The organism is Fibrobacter sp. (assembly GCF_045601785.1).
In the GTDB taxonomy this organism is placed as follows: Bacteria; Fibrobacterota; Fibrobacteria; order Fibrobacterales; family Fibrobacteraceae; genus Fibrobacter.
The window spans coordinates 1-23,638 of sequence record NZ_JAZSAF010000051.1 but is presented as its reverse complement, the minus strand read 5'-3'; the positions used below and the strand labels follow the sequence as shown (position 1 = coordinate 23,638).

General features: G+C 52.9%; 14 protein-coding genes and 1 rRNA gene. 8 read left to right on the top strand and 7 right to left on the bottom strand.

The features are described from left to right. Nucleotides 1–73 precede the first annotated feature (73 nt). Entirely contained in the window at nt 74–1,222 is a 1,149-nt protein-coding gene (locus ACKI61_RS07610; protein WP_407457145.1) for an SGNH/GDSL hydrolase family protein, read from the top strand. A 17-nt stretch (nt 1,223–1,239) separates the two neighbouring features. On the opposite strand, the gene ACKI61_RS07605 is transcribed toward ACKI61_RS07610, so the two are convergent. Beyond that, nucleotides 1,240–2,874: a right-handed parallel beta-helix repeat-containing protein gene (locus tag ACKI61_RS07605; protein ID WP_407457144.1), complete on the bottom strand. Its 1,635-nt coding sequence runs from the start codon at nt 2,872–2,874 to the stop codon at nt 1,240–1,242. An 86-nt stretch (nt 2,875–2,960) separates the two neighbouring features. On the opposite strand from ACKI61_RS07605, the gene ACKI61_RS07600 reads away from it, so the two are divergent. Continuing rightward, nucleotides 2,961–3,452 (top strand): hypothetical protein, encoded by a 492-nt coding sequence (locus tag ACKI61_RS07600; RefSeq protein ID WP_407457143.1) that lies wholly within the window; start codon nt 2,961–2,963, stop codon nt 3,450–3,452. 3 nt (nt 3,453–3,455) lie between these two features. On the opposite strand, the gene ACKI61_RS07595 is transcribed toward ACKI61_RS07600, so the two are convergent. The 3 genes from ACKI61_RS07595 to ACKI61_RS07585 form a co-directional block, all read right to left on the bottom strand. Continuing rightward, nucleotides 3,456–4,250: a DNA alkylation repair protein gene (locus tag ACKI61_RS07595; protein ID WP_407457142.1), complete on the bottom strand. Its 795-nt coding sequence runs from the start codon at nt 4,248–4,250 to the stop codon at nt 3,456–3,458. 3 nt (nt 4,251–4,253) lie between these two features. Further along, complete coding sequence (locus ACKI61_RS07590; RefSeq protein WP_407457141.1) at nt 4,254–10,739, bottom strand: hypothetical protein; 6,486 nt, start codon at nt 10,737–10,739, stop codon at nt 4,254–4,256. A gap of 87 nt (nt 10,740–10,826) precedes the next feature. Next, nucleotides 10,827–11,726, bottom strand: a complete 900-nt coding sequence (locus ACKI61_RS07585; RefSeq protein WP_407457140.1) for a hypothetical protein — start codon at nt 11,724–11,726, stop codon at nt 10,827–10,829. A 127-nt stretch (nt 11,727–11,853) separates the two neighbouring features. On the opposite strand from ACKI61_RS07585, the gene ACKI61_RS07580 reads away from it, so the two are divergent. The 3 genes from ACKI61_RS07580 to ACKI61_RS07570 are packed head-to-tail and all read left to right on the top strand — an operon-like array spanning nt 11,854 to nt 14,558. Next, entirely contained in the window at nt 11,854–13,245 is a 1,392-nt protein-coding gene (locus ACKI61_RS07580) for a TrkH family potassium uptake protein (RefSeq protein ID WP_407457139.1), read from the top strand. Nucleotides 13,246–13,270: 25 nt separating this feature from the next. Continuing rightward, a complete protein-coding gene (locus tag ACKI61_RS07575; RefSeq protein WP_407457138.1) occupies nt 13,271–13,888 on the top strand; it encodes an FISUMP domain-containing protein in 618 nt (205 codons plus the stop codon). Nucleotides 13,889–13,901: 13 nt separating this feature from the next. Beyond that, a complete protein-coding gene (locus ACKI61_RS07570; RefSeq protein WP_173566618.1) occupies nt 13,902–14,558 on the top strand; it encodes a TrkA family potassium uptake protein in 657 nt (218 codons plus the stop codon). 86 nt (nt 14,559–14,644) lie between these two features. On the opposite strand, the gene ACKI61_RS07565 is transcribed toward ACKI61_RS07570, so the two are convergent. Beyond that, entirely contained in the window at nt 14,645–15,232 is a 588-nt protein-coding gene (locus ACKI61_RS07565; protein ID WP_407457137.1) for a hypothetical protein, read from the bottom strand. Nucleotides 15,233–15,337: 105 nt separating this feature from the next. Here ACKI61_RS07565 and aroC point away from each other — a divergent pair, with 105 nt between their 5' ends. From aroC to ACKI61_RS07550, 3 genes are all read left to right on the top strand, one after another. After that, nucleotides 15,338–16,420, top strand: coding sequence for a chorismate synthase (gene aroC, locus ACKI61_RS07560; protein ID WP_407457136.1), 1,083 nt, complete (start codon nt 15,338–15,340; stop codon nt 16,418–16,420). A gap of 64 nt (nt 16,421–16,484) precedes the next feature. Further along, nucleotides 16,485–17,372, top strand: coding sequence for a tetraacyldisaccharide 4'-kinase (locus ACKI61_RS07555; protein ID WP_407457135.1), 888 nt, complete (start codon nt 16,485–16,487; stop codon nt 17,370–17,372). Nucleotides 17,373–17,415: 43 nt separating this feature from the next. Further along, nucleotides 17,416–18,873: a hypothetical protein gene (locus ACKI61_RS07550; protein ID WP_407457134.1), complete on the top strand. Its 1,458-nt coding sequence runs from the start codon at nt 17,416–17,418 to the stop codon at nt 18,871–18,873. Here the strand turns inward: ACKI61_RS07550 and ACKI61_RS07545 are convergent. Both ACKI61_RS07545 and rrf read right to left on the bottom strand, forming a co-directional pair. Beyond that, nucleotides 18,870–23,138, bottom strand: coding sequence for a fibro-slime domain-containing protein (locus ACKI61_RS07545; protein WP_407457133.1), 4,269 nt, complete (start codon nt 23,136–23,138; stop codon nt 18,870–18,872). The two genes, ACKI61_RS07550 and ACKI61_RS07545, sit on opposite strands and share 4 nt — an antisense overlap. A gap of 364 nt (nt 23,139–23,502) precedes the next feature. After that, a 5S ribosomal RNA gene (gene rrf, locus ACKI61_RS07540) occupies nt 23,503–23,617 on the bottom strand. Between the last annotated feature and the right edge of the window lie 21 nt (nt 23,618–23,638).

Here is a 23,638-nt window from a genome sequence, read left to right as displayed (position 1 = left end):
ACTTGACAGCGTCCCACAAAAAATGCATTTATATACAGAAAGTCTCATTCAGAGCAAACTTGCAAGGGGAAAAATGAATTATACGAGATACAACTTTATCATAGCCTTGCTCATAGGCCTTTTCTGCTTGGCTTCGTGTGGCAGTGACTCGTCCAGCGAAAATTCGATCGCTTCCACCGAGAATACGGGTGAGCTATCCTCTTCTGAAGCATTTCTGTCATCAAGCAGCATCATTAGCGACAATCCGCAAGAAATCTCGTCGAGCAGCGAAGACACTGAAAAAACGCTGGAAGAGCTTCTCGGTCCGTGCGAGGATTTAGGCATGTACGAGACTCGCCAATGGACTGACGGCAAGGGCAAATTCTACACCTGCTACAGAGGCGAATGGACCGAAGGCGTTTTGGCGGTAGAAGGTCCCGAGTGGGGCAACTTATCTATGGGAGAAGAATCGAGCAGTTCAAGTGCGCTTGTTGAATCCAGCAGTTCCGACGAATCAGTTGAAACCAGCTCCAGCGAAACACCTGTAGAAAGCAGCAGTAGCAAGAGTCTGAATGGCGTCGTCTGGTATGTTGTGGGCGACAGCTTTAGCGCAGGCGATTTCGAAGGACTCAATCCCAAGCCCACCATTCAAGAAGGACCATACGCCGGAAAACCTCCCGTATACTCCTACCTGATCGGCAACCGTACCGGCTGCGACGTTCGGAACATTTCCGCCGGCGGAACCACCATCTGCTATTACGATACCTACGGCTTCACCAAGCCGGAAAACGGAATCATGTACCGGACTGACTTTTCGGACGCAGACATCATTACAATCTACTACGGAATCAACGATTCGCACAACAGAATTTCCATCGGAAACATCGACGACATGGACCCGACTACCTTCTACGGCGCATTCAACGTGGCACTCGATTACCTGACGAAGAACTACCCGAAGGCAAAGATCGGCATCATCATTTCGAATGGTTGCGATACCGAGGATTATCCCGAAGCGACCGAACAGGTTGCAATCAAGTGGGGCCTGCCCTACCTTGACCTGGATGGCGGCGTGAATGGAATTACGATGTTGCGCTCCAGTTCCAGGAACCCGACTCCCGACGAAGAGAAAAAGGAAATTCTTAAACAGCAATGGGTGCACGAGCACAACTGGCACCCGAACGAATACGCCCACGAACTCGAAAGCCATTTCATAGAAGAATGGCTCCTGACGCTTCTCTAGCTAGTTGACAAAAAGCCCTAGAAGATTACGCGATAGCGGATCGGCTTGTCGTAGTGGCGGCCCTTGAGGTCGCGGTAACCATTCAAATGATTGGGGCGTACAGGCGTCTCGCTATCAAAGCTTTTTTGCGGCATGATGCGGGCTGTTCCAGAAGAAGAACCCATGGCAGAACTAGATGAGGTTGCGGAGCTGCTTGAGAGCCCGTATTCAAACGCGCCGAGGTCGGGGGCTGCACCTGCAAACAGGAATCCGAGATCTTCGCCCTTGTCGATGGCGCGGCTTCCTTTCTTAAGTTTCAAGAAGCCCACGTCGGGCAAACTTCCGTCGGCGTTGCGCGGTCCCAAGATTCCCGGAATCGTCGAGAGATCCTTGCCCGTGACGGTCATGCTCGGGTCGTCAAGACTTTCAAAATCGTCGACCGTCAGGTCAAGTTTCAGATTCCATGTGTTGTTCTCACCGGCGGGGCATTCCACATAACGGTCGATGTTCTGGCTCGGTATATACTCCCAGCACTCCCCGACTTGCGAATTCTTGTTCGGGAAGGCGATGTTGTTCTTGAGCACGTGCGCGTTGTCGCCGGTGAGGGGCGCCACCTCGGCAATGCGGTTCCCTTCGGAATCGAAGAGCGTCGATGCCATGGCAAATTCGCGGTCCTTGTTCATGTACGACGTGTTGTTGAGCCACTTGCTGCCCACGCCGGTGTAATTCGCGTAAAAGCCCGTCGCCTTGTTTTTCCAGGCGGCGCAGAACTTGATGGTATGCCGCCCGCCGCCGAGGGTGCTTTCGCCCATTTTGATACCGTGCCCGTTGCCGTTCTTCGGGTTGCCAAGTCCGTAGTCGCTGTAGCCGTTCCCCATGGCGTAGCAGTTCTCCAGCACCACGGGGAATTCCTGGTTGATGAAGTCGAAACCGTCGTCGCTGTTCCACCAGGAGCGGCATCCGATGAACTTCGTGGTATCGCCCTCGCCGGGTTTCTGATAATGCGCGCCGAAGCCGTCGGCGTTTTCGCCGTCGCCCTGCCAGCCCAATGGGTCGTAGTTGTCGTGGGCATCGCAGTTCAAGAAGATGTGTCCGCCGCCATCCGGCGCGCCGTCGTTCGCGAAGAATCCTGGACCCGCATTATGGTGGCTGTCAATCTGCTCCAAGAAAATGTGCTTGCTCGCGTAAAGAAACACGCCGGAATTCGAGTTGTGTTTCATAGGCGTGTTGCGGACATCAAAACCCTTCAAGTGCAGGTACTTCGCCGAAATCACAATCGGCGAGGTATACATCGCTCCCTCGGGAGTGCCGTCGCTATGGTCCATGCCAGCAGCTACGGGGAGGTTCGCGCCATCAAAAATCGGACGCTCACCTGGATAGGCCAGGTAATGGATGCGGTTGTCGTCGCTCTCGCCGCTTGCCGTGAGGACGATTGCCGCAGTCATCTTGTACCGCGCGAAAAAGACCGTATCGCGCAGGTCGTAGATGCCGCCGCGAACCCACACGGTATCACCCGCATGCACCACGGTATTCGCCTTGTTGAGCGTGGCGAAGGGCTTGTCTTTTGTACCCGCCGCGTTGTCGCTTCCGTCGGTGGCCACGTAATAAACGGCGCCGAAGGATTGCAGCGCCGCGAACGCGAGCGCGAATATGCATAAGAATCTTGTTCCCATATACACCTCAAATCTTTATTTTTAATATACTCTTTTCTCGTGCCACCGTCATCCAAAATTTGTATTTTTTATATAGAGATTGAAATATGTCTGAACAAATTTTAACTCGCGAATCCTTAATAGAATTTTTCGGTGAACAGGAATATGAAAAACTTTGCCGCCATGAAGCGGGCCACGCGCTAATCGCCATCCTGTTCAAGCGCCCCGTCGATTACGTCAAAATCAACAATTCCAAGGAAAAGCCGAGCGTCACTCACATGCTCGGGAACTCGCTCGAAGGATCTGCGCACATCGCTATTGCTGGACACATGGCGGATTTCCTGTTCCGCAAGAATTTCGCCTGCGACCTGGACACTGTCATGAAGGAACTCCCGATGGAACTTTACCGAAGCGATCCGGACTACCAGAGTTTTCAGGCTTCCTGCTACTATTACCAGCTTTCCGAAGTGAATGTCGTTGAACAGGTGTACAACCTGATGATGGCCTGCCAGAAAATGCTTACCGCGATTGCCGCCGCCCTGAACGAAAAGACGAACCTGAGCAACACGGACCTCGTCGCGATTATGAGCGACAAATAGCTTCTACTTCAACCCACGCAGAATCTTTTTCTGTTCGTCGGTGATGCGGAAGCTTTCGCACGCCTTCTGGATGGTTTTTGCGTGAATCCAGGGCGAAAGTTTGCGGCCCTTGATGTAGGGGAACGCCGCATCCCACTGCTTGGCGAGGGCGGTTGCCATGTACCAGGCAATAACCATTTGCACGTAGTAGCGGTCGGTGGGGCATTCCGCGCGACCGTCGTCATTAAACAGAGATTCATCGATCGCCGCGACCCACTTCAAAAACTTCTTGTCGAATCGCGCATCCAAAAAGAACGTCATGAGCATGTTCACGCCGAAGCGCGCCGTGTAAGGTTCGCACGACTTGAGCCATTTTTCGATGTTCGCTAGAAAGCGCGCCTCGTCCTTAAGCAGAGCCTTTGGTGACTTACCGTCGCATACGGCCCAGTTGTCAATGTAGGGCAAGAACTGTTCGATGCGATGCAGGCATTCGTCAAAGTCCTTGATGCGTTCTACCACGAAGAGGTGTACCTGGTTTTCTTCGAAGTACTTGTGCGGTAGCTTGTCCAAAAACTTGGCGACATCGGCCGGCACGGTTTTTGCAGCCGTTGAATCCGTCACAGAACCAGCCGCCGAACGAGTTGTCCTTGCGGAGCCCTTTGCAGAATCCACAAATTCCTTCGCAATCTTCCGCATGGTGGGCACGCGCACGCCGATGATTGCTTTCTTGTCGATATTCGGCAACAGCGACGCATGAAAGTCGCGGTACTTTAAATCCTGTTCGGCCAAAAGGCGTTTGACAAGTTCCGAAGGGGTCATACATTACCTCTTGAGAAACAGAGCCTTCTCCGCCACCCTGCCGTCAACCTGCAGCACGCCCACGTAGCGGCCACGGGCAAGACTTTCGACCGCGAGAGTCTCGAAGTAGCTCCCGGCAGCACGGCGCCCGAGATTAAACGAACGTACCACGCGGCCCTGCATGTCGAACAGGCTGAACTTTGCGGCACCGGCAGATGCAAGCCCGAACCGGAGCGCGACATGGTCGCCGTTCAACACCGCATTGAAGCGCGTGTCCACGACCTGCGGCGCGACGACACCTATCGTTTCTTCCAAGGAGAGGGACGCCTTTGCGTACTTGCTCCAGAGGGTATCGCCCGTGACTGCAACGCCGACGCGGTAATCGAAAACGAATTCGCCACCGGCCTTCTTGCCCTGCTTCTCAAGCGAATCGAGCAGAGCCTTGCCTGCAGAATCGGGCATGATTACCAGGGCATAAGAAGTATCCGCCACGACAGCCCTCTCGCGCAAGGTTCCGAGGATACGTTCCGCGGTAATTTCGCCCTTGCCGTATTTCAGGGTTTCCGCACCCACATACGGGACATTGGGCATCCCGCGAAGCAACGGGAAGCTCTTGCCATCCTCGATGTACCAGACGGAATCGAAGTCGAAACCCTTGAAGGTAGCCTTTTTGCGCAAGTCCGCACTGCTCACATCGTTACCCACCCACGCGGATTCCGTGACGGCGCAGGAATCGCTATTGTAGTAGAAGGCAACCCCGCCACCATCGCTTTTTCGAGTCGAGCAATGGCGAGATCCGTCATACTCCTCAAAATATCCCGTGGCATAGTCATAATCCACCTTGCCTTCGTTATACCCGACAAAGGAGCCTATCTCCAGCATATTCGAAGCCGTTGCAGACGAATCTCCAAGGTATTTGACGCGGCGCTTCAAATTACCCGTAGAATAGGAATTGTTTATAGCACCCTTGTTGTTCCCAGCAAATGCGCCTGCATGGTTAAAGCGGCCCTTGATATCGCCCGTAGCAAAGCACATCTCGATGATTCCATGCGTGTTGTTGACCGAAGCGAAACCACCGACATAGAACAGGCTGATGTTGTTGAGCTTTCCTGCCCAATCGATATTTTCATTTTCAGTCTCCTCGAATATATCGCCTGTAGCAAAACTCCGCCTAATGGTACCGTCGTTCCTGAAGACGAATCCGCCGGCGCCATCCCTGGAAACGCGAATGGAGCCCGTCGCATAGCAACGTTCAATCACACCGGAAAGTTCGTTGTTATTTACAAAGCCCGCATCCCCATTTTCAATATCAATCGTAGTGTAACTGTCCGTAATGGTGCCACCGTTGCTTACCGCAAACCCGGCGACATACCAACCAGAAGAAGACTTTAGTGAACCCGTCGCATAGCATTTGCTTATAGTGCCCGTATTGTAATTGACAAATCCCGCTCCTTCTGTTTTCGATTCTATAACAACAGACGAGTGGCAATTCTCTATAACCGCATTGGTGCTGTTCATACGGACAAATCCCTCCCCGTCTTCAATGTGGACTGTTGTGTAGCAATCGCGGATTACGCCACTATTGTCACCGACCAGCCCCGCACCGTTAACAATCTTTCCCGATGCATTGCTATTGGTGATTGTGCCCCTGTTCACGCCGATCAGCCCGGCGCCATATTCGACAGAGGCTGTCGAATAGCTGCTGTCTACATCTGCGCTAGTCAAGCCGACAAGCCCACCGACAGCAGCCCCACTGTAAGCATCTATGCTCTCGCCAGTTCCCTTGACATTCCCGGTCGCATATGACTTGGAAATATTCCTATTAGTCATGCCGAAAAGTCCGCCCACATAACGTCTGCCGGTTACATCCATCGCTGTATGGAGCGAGGCAAAGTCCTTTTTGCCATCGGCTTCGCCAATAAATCCGCCGACATAGTCAAGGCCTTTTACCGTTCCCGACACATCGAATTCTTCTACAATTCCTTCGTCTTTCCCGATAAGGCCTCCCACATAGGAACCCGTCATCTCGATGCCCACCGTTGCAGAACAGGCCGACACGATTCCGCTGTTAAAGCCAGCAATGCCGCCTACATAGGAACTCGTGCCCCCAATGCTCACAGAGACCGTGCACGCCATTACTTTGCCGCTGTTCTTAGCCGCGATACCTCCTACATAGTCTGCGCTAAGATGCAGGTCTGCATTTATCCTCGCGCCTTCGATCGTTCCCGTATTTTCGTATGCAACGCCTGCGCCGCTGTGTATTTCGCCCTTGACAGTCAGGTTGCCCTTAGCACCCCTTATAATGCCGCTATTTTCATTGACAAATCCCGCCAATATGACGTCATAGTATTTTTTCTTGTTCTCCGAATAGACCATTCCCGTAAACGACGCGTTTTCGATAGTGCCGTTGTTGATTTTTACAAGACCCGCGCCATCATCAGACACTTCGACCGTCCCGATAACGGACACAGCCTTGACAGTTCCATTATTCACCATCGCAACGCCTGCAGCGTGTTGTCCATGAACTTCAAAATCAATCAAGGACAAACTATCAACAACGCCACCCTCGCCAATCGAATCAATAAAACAGGCTTCATAAGACGAATACTGCGATGCGTTGATGTACAGCCCCATAATGGAATGCCCGGCGCCATGAATTTTACCCGTAAACACCCTGGAAGTATCCTGGATGTCGATTCCGGTAATGTAGCGGCGGACACTGCCAATAGACTTGAATCCGGTCGAGTAGTAGTCAAGCCTTTCGTTTTTGGAGGCAGAAGCGTCGATATCGTTGCCCAGCCGGTAAACCGCCGAAAGCTTGTACTTGCCGAAGCCAATCGATTTCAGGTCGCTATAGGTCCTGATAATGAACGGGTCGCTTTCGGTACCGGAACCCGCCAGGTGCATCATTGTCGAATCCCTGTACTGATCGGGTTTAAACTTCTGCTCTATCCTGTTACCGATATAATAGCTCTTTGTAATCCAGGTCAGGTAGGGGTAGGTGGTATCGGCAACCATCTTCCAGGTGTTGTCGAAATCCCAGCCCTGGTAGGCTTCCTGCTTGAGCATCTGGCGCGTATTGCGAAGTTCTCCCCCCGCCGTCGTGGTGACAAGCCAAAGCGTACTGTCGTAATACACCGACGAGTAAAGCGACTTGATGTCTTTGCCAACAATTCCGCCAAATGACGTCCCTGCGACATTGCCCGCGCCAAAGGAATTCGTCACGAAGGCAGAATTCGAGTAACCAATCAAGCCACCGACATTCTGTTCGCCCAGGACCGTCGCCAACGAGTAGCAATCCGCAACGCTGTTGGGAGATCTCAAACTCACCATGCCGCCCACAAGGCCACCGACATAATCCTTACCGGAAACGGTATCCCTCGATGCGCTCAACGAAATGGAACCGTCCGTCTTTTTACCGACAATGCCGCCCACATAGTCCACGCCCTGGACGCCGCTCTTCACAAAAATCCTTTCAATCTCCGCGCCGTTATCGACACCGGCAACGGAACCGACATAGTTCTTGCCGCGGATAGCCCCCTTGATTGCGCCAGAGCTGTACGAATAACTTTCACCAAAATACGAAGCCGTATCAAATACTATTCCCGATACCCTGGCGCCACTTGCCAGCGCACGGAATAGGCCCACGGAATCCTCGTCGGGGCGGTCGATTGTCAGGCCCGCAATAACCTTGTTGTTGCCGTCGAACACGCCGCTGAATTCTCCAATCGGTTCGAAGCCCTTGCACACGGTACTGTCGGCATTGCAGTTCTCCCTGAACGATTTTGCGGCATCGATATTGCCCATCAGCTTGTAATGCTTATCAAGCCCGTATTCGTACTTGCCGATATACTTGAGGTCATCGTAATCGTAAATCCTGTAGGGAACTATTTCGGTACCGGCGCCGGCGAGCACATTTACCGTACCGTCGTCTTCGAGCATGCCCGGCAATATCGGGTCCATTCCCTTGAAGTACGGATAAGAAACGCCTTCCTGGATTTCCCAGACCGACTCAAAATCGTAGCTATAATAAGTCGCCTGCTGCAGCATCTCCGCGGTCGTCTTGCCACCATAGGCAATCACTGCAACAGTGCTGTCAAAGAAACATGTACTGTCATCTGCCGTTCGGCTACTTCCGTGCCCGAGGATTCCTTCAACATCGTCTTCCGGAGCCTTGATCACGCTTGCCGAGTAAACGCGATAGACAACCGGTTTCGTTTCACTAAAGCTGTAATTATAATTGTAGCCGATAACACCACCGACATCTTCAAAGCCCTTGATGACATTAACAGAGAAGGCGTCGGTCATGGCAAACCGACCATCCATATCGCCAATAATACCACCGACATTCTCCGTACCCTTGACCTTTCCGGTCGTCCCGACAAATTCCAGGCTACCGGCAATAACGGAACCCACCAGGCCTCCCACAGAGTGTTCGCCAACAACATTGCCGTTCAAGGAAACGACATGCCGCACAGCGACATCGCATGCTTCACCGATCAGGGCGCCCACTACCCAGGAACCGACCACCTTCGCGTTTTCGAGCGTCAGGTTCTCAATCGTAGCACTCTCGGCATACCCGAACATGCCCGTAAAGTCGCGATTCGGTTCGTCTATTACCAAATTCTTGATGGTGTGATTCTTTCCGTCAAACTTTCCATAGAACACATGCACACTGTCGCCGACAGGCATGAACTTCTGGCCCGCAGCATTGATATCGGCAGTCAGTTCGTAATTCGCGATAAGCGGGTACGCAATATCGTGACCGATCTTCTGGAGCTGCCCGTATGTCGATATTTCAATCCTGTTCGGGATAGCCACGTAGCTCGACGTACCCCAGACGGTATCGCCTTCGTTTACCACGCCGATTCTATAACCATAATAGAGCGTATCTCTCCTTAATATAAAACTTGTATAATCGCCACTAACGGTATCATATCTATCGCCCAGATTCACCCAGCCAAGCCACTTGCCGACCAGTTCGCCATCGACCTCGGTAAGCGAGGCAACAGGCGGCTGCTCTTGCCACTTTGCCGCCACAGTCGGAGTCGCAATCGGGATAAACGACTTTTTCGAATAGGGGTTGTTCGCCAAGTACGGGAAAGTCTTGCCTTCGTCTATGTTCCAGTCACGAATAAAGTTTCCCGTCAGCGAATAGCAGGCTCCCGCATATATAAAGTATTCGCATGTATCCGTACCGTCAACGACATACTCGTCATAGCCCAAGGTGTCCCAGCCCGCAAACGACGAGAGTTTCACCATCTTCGCGGTAGAAAGCCCTGTGCCGCCTGCACTCGTATCGAGTCCCGAAATTTCGGTATTCCAGTAGGAGCTAAAAATTGTATCGGGCGAATATCCAATAAGCCCGCCTACAAGCGAATCGCCCAAGACCTTGTTTGCCGCATAGGAATTGAAAATGGAAGCGTCGGCACCTGCAACGCCACCGACCTTGTAGCTTCCGCGCACCTCGCCCATGGCGAACGAACTCTGTACAAAGCCACCGCTCCCGACAACGCCACCCACATAGCGTTCTCCTTCTACCTTTCCGATGGCATACGAATGGGATACCGTTCCCTTATCGTTATCGCCAACTATGCCGCCAACATCTTCATCGAATTCATAGCCGTAACGTACCAAGTCCATTGTAGACACGCACATTTGAACATCACCTTCGGATTCTCCGGCGATGCCACCGACATTATTCACATCGGATTCTCCCGGGACAATCGTTCCCTTGGAACGGCTGTTAGCAATACGCCCGTCATTGAACCCGACAATACCGCCGACACGCCCGTCCATAGCAATGATATTCACATCGGCAACGGCGCTATCGATTGTCGCCTCGTCTGTTTCACCCACAATTCCGCCAACCCGTTCCGCACCCTTGATTTCTCCTTGGAACGAAACATCCTTCAAGGCAGGTTTCATATCGGAATACCCGATAGCCCTCATCGCACATCCAGCGATTCCACCGACACGCTTCTTCCCTTGAACAAAACCGTTCGTCACATGTACATTTTCAATCGTACCGACAAGCCTTGCGACAACGCCACCCACATGGTTGGATTCACTCACCCTCCCCGTCACATGGAGATGGTCAAAATTCAAGTTCTTGACAGAACCGACAAGTGCGTAGATAAAGCCAACATCCTGTTCGCAAGGGAGCCAGATTGTCAAACTACTAATCGTATGGTTTTGGCCGTCGATAGTTCCCCAAAACGCCACGCTGTCGGCGGCATCCTTCTTCTTGCCGATAGTGATAAAGCCGTTACAGCCGTCCTCGTTGCACATTTCATTTTTGGAGGCCGAAGCGTCGATATCCTTTGTCAAGATATAGTTCGAAGAATAGAGGTAAGCCCCTTTACCGATGGCCTTCAGGTCTTCGTAGTCCTCAATCTGGAAAGGCTTTTCGGCAGAACCGTCGCCCTTCATGGTACCGTTGGCGGCAAAAACGGCAGTTGCAAAAGCTAATGCGGCAACAAATATTGAGAATCCCTTGACACTCCTCATATATTCTCCTTCTTTTTTATTAAAAAATAAAAAAACGCAGGAATCTTCCACGTTTTTTTTTCTTAAAGACATGCCTTCGCAGGGTATTTATGTTTTCGGCTTGATCCTTGCGCTCAGATAACTGAGCACCAGATTCTGCCACACCACGTAGCAGGTAGGGGCGAGTGCCACCACAGGGCCTGCGTACAAAGTAGCTATCCAAATGACGAGCGTGGTGTTCTTCTGGCCCATGCTCTGCGCACTTTCGATGGGGCGGCGGTTCCTTTCCACATACCAGCCGAGAGCGTAAAGAAGAATGCAGAGAATGAGTGAGATGCCCGCCATCATGGGGAGCTTTCCGCTATTCCACAAATCAGTGAATCCCATTTCGCGAATGTCGTAACTTGCCTTCGCCAAGATTACGAACACCGAGAAGGTCCACACGAACATGGTATACTTCTGGTATTTGGCAGCACGGTCGGCAAGTTCCGGGTAGAATGCCCGCAGGCCAAGCGCAAACGCAAGCGGAATGCTGATGATGGGCTGAATCGTATTGAAAATCTTCATCGCAATTTCGAAGAGACCCGCATCGGTGTCGGTCAGGTAACCGAATACCAGCGGAATCGAAAAACACGCGATCAAGTTTCCGCTCAAGAAAATCTTGAGCGCAAGCGAGGCCGAACCGCCGAGCATCTTGGCCATGGCAGGGGCCGCGTTTGCAGGCGGGCAAAGTGCAATGATGGCGCCACCCAAAAGGACCTCGCGCGGAAGGTCGAAAAGCTTTACGATGCCCGCGATAGCGGCGACCAGAATCAGGCTCACCACCAGGGCGCGGATTTCAATTTTAAACGTGTAACCATGCGTCTGTGGCGGAATTTTCGTCACAAACGTCAAAAACATCATGGTACCGATTAAGAAAGGCATCAGGGGCGAAAGCACGTGCGCCTGCGGGAGCAAAATTCCGAGCAAAATCGCAATCGGCATCAAAATGGCACGCAAGTTCTTCATACGCGGCCAAATGTAGAAAAAGTGGTTAGTATGCAGTGGTCAGTAAACAGGATGATAAATACCTCTAACCACCAACCACTAACCACTGTCTACTTCCTACCGTCTACTAATTACTATCTTTGTCCGCATGTTACGTTCTAGGTACGAAGCGTTTGACTTCGTGGAAAAGAAGGCCGAGGTCAAGAAAAAGTCGGGCAACCCGATTTTGATGATCGTGTCCGGCTACCTCGCGCTGGTTTCTTTGGGAGCACTCCTGTTGTCGCTCCCGTTTGCTCAGCGTGAACCGGTAGGCGTTCTTGACGCCTTCTTCACGGCTATGTCTGCCGTTTGCGTCACGGGTCTTTCCACCATCGATATCAGCGCCAGTTTTACCACCTTCGGCAACTGGGTACTAGTGGTTTTAATGCAGGCGGGCGGTCTTGGAATCATGACGATTTCTACCGTGATAATCCTCCTTGCCGGTATGCACCCGGGATTCAACCACCAGTCGGCCCTCCTTGCGAACTACACGCAGGAAGGCAACGTCGATGCGGGTCGTATCCTAAAGGCTGTGCTCCCCTTTACCTTCGGGCTTGAAGCTATTGGCGCCGTGGTGTACTTTACGCAGTTTTCCGATATGGAACTCTACGACCGCCTTTTCTGCAGTCTGTTCCAGGCGGTCAGCTCCTTCTGTAACGTGGGCTTCACCTTGTTCCCCGATTCTCTGGTACGATTCCAGCTGAACCCGCTCATGAACATCACGACCTGCGTGCTTGCGCTGGCGGGCGGTTTCGGCTTCCTCGCGATTACCGAAATGCGCTACGTATTCGACTTCAAGAAGCGCGCTATCCGCAAGGTGTCGCTGCACACCCACATTGCCACGGGCTTTACCCTGATTATCGTTCTCGTGAGTATCACCTTCTTCATGTTCAGCGAATGGAGCAATACTTTTGCTGGCCTGAATTTCGGAGAAAAGCTGGAATCCAGCGCCTTTATGGCATTCACCAGCCGCACCGCGGGCCTCAATAACATCGACACCTCGGCGCTGAGCGTGGGCTCGCTGTTCTTCTTTGTGATTATCATGCTCATCGGTGCGAACCCCGGTAGCTGCGGTGGCGGTATCAAGACCACCACCACTGCCGTGATTTTCCTGCTGGGTTTCAACCGCCTTTTGGGCCGCAACAAGACCCAGATTCTTGGTCGAACCATTCCCGAAACCACGGTCGATAAGGCCGTGCGAATCTTCGTGGTCGCCATCGTCGTCGTGGTCGTTGCAACGCTCGTGTTGCTCGAAACCGAGGCCGCCGGCAACTCTATTGAGCAGGTTTCGTTCCTCAAGGTATTCTTCGAAGTCGTCTCGGCCTACAGCACCTGCGGACTTTCCATGGGGCTCACCCCCGAGCTTTCCATTCCGGGCCGCATCGTCATCTGCACGGTCATGTTCATTGGCCGCATGGGCCCTCTCTTCCTGATTTCCGCCGTCGCCAAGAAACAGGAACAGGGAATGTGGTACGCCGAAGAAGACATCATGGTGGGTTAAAACAGAAAAAGGGTTAGGATTTTAAATGAAAGCAGCATTTGCCGGATTGCTTTTTTCCATAGTCATGGTTCACGCGACATCGGTCTGGGAACGTTCCCCCTGGGACACCTCGCCCGTGCAGGAAAATCCTGACAACACCGGTAACTCGCAGGCTGCAGCCCCCGACTCATTCACCGATCCCCGCGACAACCAGGTCTACAAGACGATTACCGTCGGCGGACAGACCTGGCTAGCCGAAAACCTGAACTACGAAGACAAGCAAAGCGCTTGTTACAACAAGAAACCCCACTGCAAAAAAGACGGACGCCTTTACACCTGGCACCATGCTCAGCGCGTGTGTCCGCCCGGCACCAGACTCCCTACTGTAGCCGAATGGGAAAAGGCTCTTTATTCTGACCAATTTGCCGAAACCCTTTCTTTTAGCGGCTACCGTTTCTACAATGGCGACTTTTACGATTACGCTATGACAGGCGCCTACTGGACTGCCGATGAGAAAGAGGACTATGCCAGCTATGCCTATTTCTTTAAGTACAAGTTCGGCGACTGGAAAAAAGAAGCCTTTTACAAGGAGCAAGGCAGTTCCATTAGATGCATTGTAGGGAGTTCCGAATCGGTCGGCGCCAATAAATGGGGCGACCAATAACTATCTTTAACTCATGGCTTCTAAACAATTTGTAGTGATAGGACTAGGCAATACGGGCTACTTTCTGGCCCGCCACCTGACCGCACTCGGACACGACGTGATGGTCGTGGACCCGAGCCCCGAAAAGATTCAGGATATCTCGAATCAGGTAGCACAGGCGGTCGTCGCCGACGGCACCCGCAAAAAGCAGCTGCAGTCGCTACCGCTTTCCAAGGTGGACAGCGTCATCTGCTGTATCGGCGAAGACCTGCAGGCTTCGCTTTTGACCGTGCTGAACCTGAAGGAGCTGGGCGTCAAGCACATTATTGCAAAATCCAGTAGCCCGGCACACACGATTATCCTTGAAAAGCTCGGCGTGGCAGACATTTTCCACCCCGAACGCGACATGGCAATTTCCCTGGCCGAAAGGCTCAACCGCCCGAACATGCTCGACTACCTGCCGTTCATGGAAGGCTTCTCCATCGTGGAAATCGCATGTCCCGAAGCCTTCCTCGGCAAGACCCTCAAGGACCTGTCCCTTACCCACAAGTACGGCATCCAGGTCATCGCCATCCGCGACCCGCTGGAACCGACCCCCAAGATCGGTAACATCGCCGACTACGTCCTCAAGGAAAACGACGTGCTGTTCGTGATCGGCCCGAACGAGGCTTTGGACAAATTAAAGGCATAGCCAAGGAAACTTACTGCATATACACAGAAACCGGCCTGCAAGCCGGTTTTCTTTTTGACGAATTACATAAACAGGAGTCTTCCAGACTAGAAAACGGGCTTGCCCGAAGGGATCTTGTCCTTGGCGCGGCTAGAGTTCGAACCCTTTTCGGTAGCGAGCTTGCGGTGCGTCACCGACCCGACCGCGAAGTAGCGGCCATCTTTTTGCACCAGGGCCGTATAGATGTTCAGGACCTTCTGGGAGAACCACTGCTGGTAAAGGTTCAGCAGACTTTCCTTAAGGGTCGAAGATTCGTCAATGGCGGGATTTCCAGACGGCTTGCCGTACTTCAGCGTAAACTGTTCCGACATGTAGGCAACCGCTTCGAACGACTTGTTCAGGCGGGCGCGTTCCACACGACCCGTGCGAATTTCAAAGGAATAGAACTTGTCGTTCTTGTTGAAAATGAAATCGACCTGCACAGGCAGTTCGCCGAACATGAACACGGGAATGACAACACGTTCGCCTTCGCCGCTCTGACCGTAAGGCTCATACCCCAGCTTCATCACTTCTTCAATGACCGTCTCGCGGGACGCTCCAAAGGGAATTCCCGCAAAGTCATTATAACGCTGGGCAGCAGCTTCCAGAGAAAGCAGCAAAGTCAAAATCGTTATAATAAATCCAATGTGTTTCACAGGATACTCCTAGATCCATTGTAAAAGATAGTAAACTTCTTTTAGTTGGTAAGTCCTTATCAGGTATTTTCTTAGAAAAAGCGCCGATTATCTATATTTTGAGACATGGCAAGCACTTTTGGTAAAATTTTCAGCGTAACGACCTGGGGAGAATCCCACGGTCCGGCCGTAGGTTCTGTCCTTGACGGCTGCCCCGCAGGTCTCGAAATCTCCGAAGATGACATCCAGGCGGAGCTCAACCGCCGCCGTCCGGGTCAAGGCAAGATGACCACCGCCCGCGACGAAAAGGACCGGGTGAGGATCCTTTCTGGCGTTTTTGAAGGAAAAACGACCGGAACGCCAATCTCATTCGCCGTCTTCAACGAAGACCAGCGCAGCAACGACTACGCCGAAATCGCCAAATGGTACCGACCGGGACATGCAGACCTGTGCTACGACCTGAAGTACGGGTTCAGGGACTACCGTGGCGGTGGACGCAGCTCCGCCCGCGAAACCATCGGCCGCGTAGCGGCGGGTGCAGTCGCCAAGAAACTTTTGAAGCAGGTGAACGGCACCGAAATTATCGCCTGGGTGAACTCCATTGGCGAAGTTGACTGCGGCCCCCTAGATCTCAACAAGCTGACTCTCGAGCAGATCGAAGCCTCGCCCGTGCGCTGCCCCGACCTCGACGCCAGCGCCAAGATGGAAGCCGCCGTACTCGACGCCCGCGCAAACGGCGACAGCGTTGGCGGCACCGTATGCCTCTTGGTCAAGAATCCGCCGATAGCACTTGGCGAACCGGTATTTGACCGCCTGGACGCCCTGCTCGCCCAGGCCATGCTCAGCATTCCCGCCTGCAAGGGTTTCGAAATCGGAAGCGGCTTTGCCTCGGCTCGCATGAACGGGAGCCGCCACAACGACGAACTCTACTTCGATGGCCACGCCTACCACACCCGCACCAACAACGCGGGCGGATCCCTCGGCGGCATCAGCAACGGCGAGCCCATCTACTGCCGCATGGCATTCAAGCCCACCGCGACCATTTCGCAGGAACAGAAAACGGCAGGTCGCGGCGGAGAAAACGGGACACTCGCCGCCCGCGGTCGCCACGACCCGTGCGTTGCGGTTCGCGCCCCGGTAATTGTCGAAAGCATGGCAGCACTTGTACTCGCAGACCTTTTCCTGCAGCAGAAACGCCACTGCCTCTAAAATTGTCTTGCCCGCCCCGCAACCAGATCGGAATGCGCCGCGGGCATTTTCCTTTCTGCAAAACATGTTTCGTCCCGCCCTTTTCATAGCCGCGATACTCTACCGCTGCGCCTTCAGGTTGCACCACAGACTCTGTCTTAGACCGGGAAAGCCGCTTGAAAATTCCAGGCTCGTCGTCGTAGGGAGTTTCCGTACCGGTGGTGCCGGAAAGACTCCCTTCTGCATCTGGCTTTGCAACCAGCTTGCATCCCAAGGAAAACGCGTGGCGCTCCTCTGCCACGAATACGCCCTCGACGAAATTGCGATGCTGCGGGAAAAATTCTCCACGAACGCCCTTGTTGAAGTCTTTGCGACCAGGAACCGCTACCAGGCCGCCCATGAACTCGACAAGGCGAGCAAGTTCGACATCATACTCTGCGACGATGGCTTCGAAGACAGCCGCCTAGTGAACGCGACCACCATCATCCTGGAATGGGAAAACACACCCCGCAAGATTTCCGACCTTTGGCCGTTTGGCAAGATGCGGAGTCTCGCCAAGGACCATGAAAACGGTCCGCAGGCAGCCATCACGCTCCATTGCAGCGGCGAATCGCCGGACATCCGCTTCGTTTTGGACAAAGTATCATCACCTGTTGCCGGGGATTTTCCCAATACCCAAAAGGCAACCGTCTTTTGCGGCATCGGAGCTCCGGAAAGATTCATGCTCGACGTCCAGGAATACGGCATCCAGGTCGCACGGCTAAGCGCATTCCGAGACCATTGCAAAAATTTTGAGGAAAAACTGGAGTTCGCACTTCAAAAAGATCCCGATTCCGCAATCATCATCAGCGAAAAGGACGCTGCACGGCTCCCTCACGGTTTTGTGCAGCGAAATACGCGGGTCTATGTGGCATCGCAAAAGACCCTTGTTTCACCATCCGCCCTACAAAAATTGAATTCTATCGGCATCTAGTGTCCGCCTAGTTTTTATATTTCGGAAAAAGAAGGACTAGAACATGACTCTTTCCACACGAATCCAGAATTTGATGCAGGCCCTTTGCCATGGATTTCCCGAAAGGCAGGACCGCCTTCAGCTGGCATTTCTCGCTACAGTCAACAACGAGACCTTTTATCTTTATGGTCGCACGGGTTCGGGAAAGAACTTCCTGATACGCCGACTTCTTTCCGCATTCAAGAAGGTTCGTCTTTTGCAGATGAACAACCGCACGCAGCAGCTGCCCAACATCGACAGCTACGATGTCATTTTGTTCCCGAACTTCAACCCCATTGACGATGTCACCAAGGACAATGTCCGGAACGCTCTGCAAGACCGCACCAACACAACCCTGATCCTTTCTAGCGACATCCGCCCCGAGAACGCCATGGGGCGTGCCGAAATCGCCGACGACATCACGCTCACCATCTACATGCCCGAAAACCTTTCTTCGGATGCACTATGCTCGCTGTTGCAGAACCGTGAAAAAAGCGAATACTTCCAGGTACCCGAGGAACTGACTATTTCTGAAGAAGAAAAGACGCAGTGGCTCGAAGAGATCAAGAAGGTGACGCTCTCTGCCGATACCATGGCAATCATCGGAAAACTCTCTGAGCTCTGCATAGAAAACGCCATCTACGTCCCCATCAGCAAATGGCTCTCGCTTGCAAACATCGCACGCACCATTGCTTTTTTCAACGGACGAAGCCAGACGACATTCTCCGACGCCCTGTTCCTAGGAACCCCCATCTGGGGACGTTCCACCTCGAACAACGCCATCATCGAGAACTTTGACAAAATCGTCAAGGCCGTCATGCTCAAGGACCTTGCCGAGACACTCGAAAAACCCTACGACGCAGAAACCCTTTGTCACAAGGTAAAGGGACTCTTCAACAGTTCCAACAACTTGTACGAAACCAAGGAATTCAACGGACAGCCCTGCCTGAGCTACCGCATCACCGTAGCCGGCGAACAGACTCCGCTGTATGTTCCGCTGCACTACATCGAAACGGACCAAGACTTCAACCCCTTCAACGAACTGCGTCAAGTAGAAAAGCACGTGCGCTGCAATTTCCACGGCACATCCAGCTGCACGATTTCCATCGATTCCGCAGTCAAGGGTATCGGCCTACGCAACAATCTTTCTAGGCAGAACAACAACTCCCCCGGAAAGTTCGAAGACTTCGCAACGCTTCCGACCTACATTCTCCGCGAGAACGATCCCGAAGTCGCAAAGAAGAAACAGGCCGAACTGGAAGCCTGCAAGAAGGAAGCCCAGGCACAGATGGAGCAGCAAGGAAAAATTCTTCGTTCGCTTCGCGATCTCTACCAGGCCAACAAGGCATACCGCAACGACCTGTTCGTGAACCTTGAAAACTTTGACAAGATCCAGGGCGAACTCAGCGAAATCTTCAACACCATCAACGGCGTGGCATCTAAGCTCCGAGAAACACTCGAGCTTTACGCGGCCCACGCCTAGTTTCCGCGGCGAATTCCTATGGTGCAAGTGTTGTCGCTTGCACCGGCCTTTTCGCTTCCGTTCAGCACCTTCACCTTCATCTTCGAAATGTAGGCCCCCGTACCGACCAGGCGGCCCTTTTCGCTGCGTGCGTTCCATTCAAAGAAAATGTTGCCGGGGTTGTCGTAGCAATTAGACTTTGACGGATCCGACGAGTTGTAGAAAACGGTCTTGTCGTTGCAGGCAACGCTTCCTTCCGCCTTGTTCACAAAGCTGCCCAGGTGAGAGTAGTAGTAGCCTTCCCACTTGATTCGGATAAGGGCAAGCGCGGAATCCTTGTCGGCACCACTTGGCAAATCCATCAGCACCGATGTTGCAAGCTCACCCAGGTTGAAGCTCACGAGCATGCCCGGCTTGTGCAGGCTGTCAATGATGTCCTGAATCGACATATTGGTCGGCACCGATATCGGCACGATCGCATCGGCATACGGCCACTCGTCCTCGCCACGGATGGTCACGACACCAGGTGTCTTGATTTCGGTTCGCTGATCACCCACGATGCGGACCCTAGGATTGTTCACATGCGCTGCATTTCCCGCCAAGTCCTTGAGTTCGCCCGGCAAAAGCCGCACATAGTCGCCCACCTCGGGGAGTGTCGTCTGGGCAGAGCGCTGGAAGTACAGCTTGTAGACATTTCCCTTGGCACTCACATCGTAGCTTGCCACCAGAAGCGAATCCATGAAGTTCGCCGTGTCGCGGTAGAATACAAATGCCCCCTTTCCGTCGACGCTCTTGTCTGCCGCTTCGCTCAAGTTGATCGTCACGACGCTCACATCATTCGACAGCGGTTCAATCGTTGCACCAAGGACAATGGGAGCAACCTTGTCTTCGACTGTGGTATTCATCGAAAGCTTCACCTCTTCGCCTGAATCCTCGTCGGTATAAGTGTAGTGGTAAAGGAGCGATCCCGAATAGACATTATCCGTCTCCCCAGTAAACACGTCCGCGCGAAGCCCCTCTTCGTTGAACATCGTGATGACCGAATTGTCCTCCACGAGAGGCCAGATATTTTCCTGACCAGCCGTCGTATGGAATTCCGTGCCGCCAAACGACCACGAGACCGTATCGGGCACCACCTTGTCGAACGGCTTGTTGAAGGGAATCGACAAGCTATCAGGAATGCCATCGCCATTCACATCGAACATGGACGACTTCATCGCAAACGGCACCGGGGGTTCCTTGAAGTGAATGTCAGACCACTGAAGCCGATTTGCAACGGCATCGCCTTCCACCACAAAGTAGGCATCGACCATCGCGGAATCCCCCACCACGTAGAACGACGCATAGCCTGTTGAATCAGTCGAAATTGTCGTGACACGCTGATTGTTCTTGTCCAAGAAGCTCAGCGGATAAGTCGTCTTCAAGTTCAGGTTTGCCACACAGTTCACATCCGCACCCGCCACCATGTCACCGCACGGCGTCGAGCCAAACAACAGAACGATTTTTATCGGAACCGTATCCGGGTAGGTCACATGTGCAAGGAGCGTATCGTTCTTGCCGCCATCGCTGCCAAGGACATCGCCACGCAGCGTGTAGCCCTTCGGGTCGAACAAGAGCGAATCCGTCACATGGAATACATCCACAAAGCCAATGTCCGGCAGCGGGTACTCGGGAACGGTAAAGGGAATCATCTGGTACTGGCTCTGGTCCGATGCGAGGTAGCAGATCAGCACGTACTTGCCTGGAGCAAGTTGGCGGGAGTTCACGAATGCAGACGTGTCAATGGAAAATGACGCCATGTTCTCGCTGATGAAAATTCCTCCATAGTTGAGCCCCGGCTGCAAGAGCACTCCGTCGGCAGGGAGAGCTCCGCCAACCAGCTGAAACACCGACTGCGCATAGGTCGTATCGATTTTCGTCACAGCAGACACGTCGCAGCTCAACGACTCGTCAATCAGCAACTGCAACAGTTCGTATTCAATGATTCCCTTCGCATTCGACTTCTCGACGGGGAAATAGGTTTTCTGTGTCTGCAAGTTGATCGAAGTGCGCATCTTGAAGTTGGAACCCGTGGCGTTTCGTTCCGAGAAGAAAATCAGGAACGGATACTCCTTGCCTTCGACAAGGCCGAGCGTATCCAAGTCGACAGCTCCTTCCACCGGGCTGTGGCAGCCGCCAATGTCTACAACCAGGCGGTTGTTGATGAACACCCACACATCGTCGTCACCACGGAACTCGAAGTACTGTCCCTTGATGTACTTGAACTGCGCGTTGATCTTCATCGAGAAACTGTAGTTGTGCTTGCAGCCCTGAATGTCCCAGTCGAATTTCGGATTCCTAATTGTCTTTGCCGAATCAAGATACTCAAAATCGTCAATCGGGTAGAAGCCCGGATTCACCGGGTCGTTGCAGCCATTCGGCGATTCCGTCACATCGGCAAGCCAAAAGCCTTCGGCATCGAGCTTCAGGTCGATATCGCGGCAAGTCGCATTCGTGTAGGCACGCCCATTCTGCACCGCGAGCGTTTCCGGAATAAACCACCTGTCGATTTCACGACCCGCAGAACACTGGTCCCAAGGGAAAAGCGTCGAATCCACGCGCAGCGGGAGACCAAGGCTACTCAGCGATTCCTCCACCATTCCAAGCACATGACCACCGCAGGTCTTGTACTCCTCACCACCATGCACCACGGTCGTGTAGGCATTACCACCATAAATGCCGCCAAAATCAATGTCAATCGAGTCATCATAGGATTCGCCAGCCCAGTCGAGAATCATCGCCGAAATTTTCATCGTCGGGCAAATGCCAAGACGCCCCGGAAACATTTCGCTGAACTTCGGAGCGCTGCTCGAAAGCGGGTACGGATACACCCACACCGTGTCGTAAAGAGCCATCATCGAGTCCAGCGAAATCGGAGTGCCAAAGCCTTTGTCCTCGCCCATCAGGCCTTCTAGGCTATAGAATTCCGTTCCAAAGGACTGCCTAAACTGCACATCCCAATGTTCCGTATGCTTGTAGTAGGTCCCCTGATACCAGCCGCAAGTGTCGCTCTGCGTAGAATCGTAGGGGCTTGCCGCAATCGGACCCAGCCGCACCGTATCTTCGGCGACCATCATCGTCGGGCTCATATTATCCCATGGGCTCATCAGGCGGACCGTCTTCGGTTCCAGCGGACTAAACGAAATGTCGAGCGTTCCGCCGCTGTTGGTAAAAATCCATGTCTCGTAGACACCCGTCGGGAACAGTACCGAAGCGAGCGGGCGGTTCGCGTCCTTGAAGTAGGTCACCTGCGGCCACTCGTTCTGGCGGCGGTAAATGTTGAACTGAGCCATCGAAGAACTCCAGTTCGCCGAATTGACCGTAGCAGGTTCAAAATCGTAATGGTACCAGTAGGGATATGTATCCTTCTCCATCGCCACGGGATTGTTGATGATGTTGTTTCCAATGGTAATGTAGACGGCGCTGTCCTTGAAAGTGGAATTGGTCCGCCAGGGATGATAGACATGCAGCACGCGTGTCGAATCAAAGCACTCGCCAAGCGCGCCCATCTTCAGGGCTGCTTCTGGGGCATTCGCCGTTCCATCGACAAAGACCGTGTCCTGAGTCGCAAATGCATCGGAGAGTTCCACCACGCCCGCAGCAGGGTATGCCATATACGGCGTATTCAAACGGATAAAGTGCACGGACTGTAGCGGATTGCGCTTGACCATCGCCGGGCTTACCGCCCCATAGAACCATCCACAGCTCGACTTGTCATCGTAGGCAAAACGCATCATCACGGAATCGGTCCCGAAAATCATCTGCGGCAGAGCGTGGTTCCCCCACGGACTTTTGAACCACACCATCTTGGAACCCGGAGCTACGAAAGACTTGGTGTAACTCTTGTCAGAAGGATCCGTGTAAAGCCACACCTCTACGTCGGTGCCAAACAGCGTGCCCATCTTGAATTCACCGCCAGCCTTCCACTGTTCACCATTATTGTTGTTGTAGTTGTTGTCGGCGGTATTCGGATAGATGCTTACTGTAAAGGATTCCCAGTCCTGAAAATCGGACACATTCTTATTCCAAGTGTAGCTGTACCAGCCATCACCTTCGTCAGTCGTAATTGTAGAGGAACCCGCGCCAAAAGAGGGGTTATAACCTCCACCCGCCCCACCTAGAATATGCAGGAAATAACCATCCTTAGAAGCATCGTTACGCCACGGCGACTGAATATGCAACGTAAGCGTTGCCTGCGCAACCGCAACCCAAACCAACCATACAAGACAGAACAACTTGTGCTTCATCAAACACAACTCCTTTAATCGCAAACAACTCCAGTCTATAAAGTAAATTCTTTATTCCAATAAAGATCAAAAAAAGGGAATCTATAAGACAAATCGTTGAGAAAACCGCAATAAGACGCTCCCAAAATATCCATTTTAAATGAAAGAGGATCGCAGAAATTTACATAGGCGTGGACACATGTGGACATAAGGAAACAGTAACACGACCTACAGAGGTGAAAAAAGAAGGACCCCTCGAGCGTTTGCTCAGGGGGGCGTGAGCCGCAAGCGGCAAGTATCGACTTGCCGTGGCGGCGAGAGCGAAACGGAGTGGAGCGGTATATAAAAAAAGCCCCCCGGGAGGTTTACCTTCCGGGGGGCGTGAATCCAGCGGCGACCTACTCTCCCGGGCCCGTGGGCCAGGTACCATCGGCGATGAGGGGCTTGACTTCCGTGTTCGGAAAGGGAACGGGTATGACCCCCTCTCGGTAACCGCTGAAACAAATTCCAGGCGACAATGT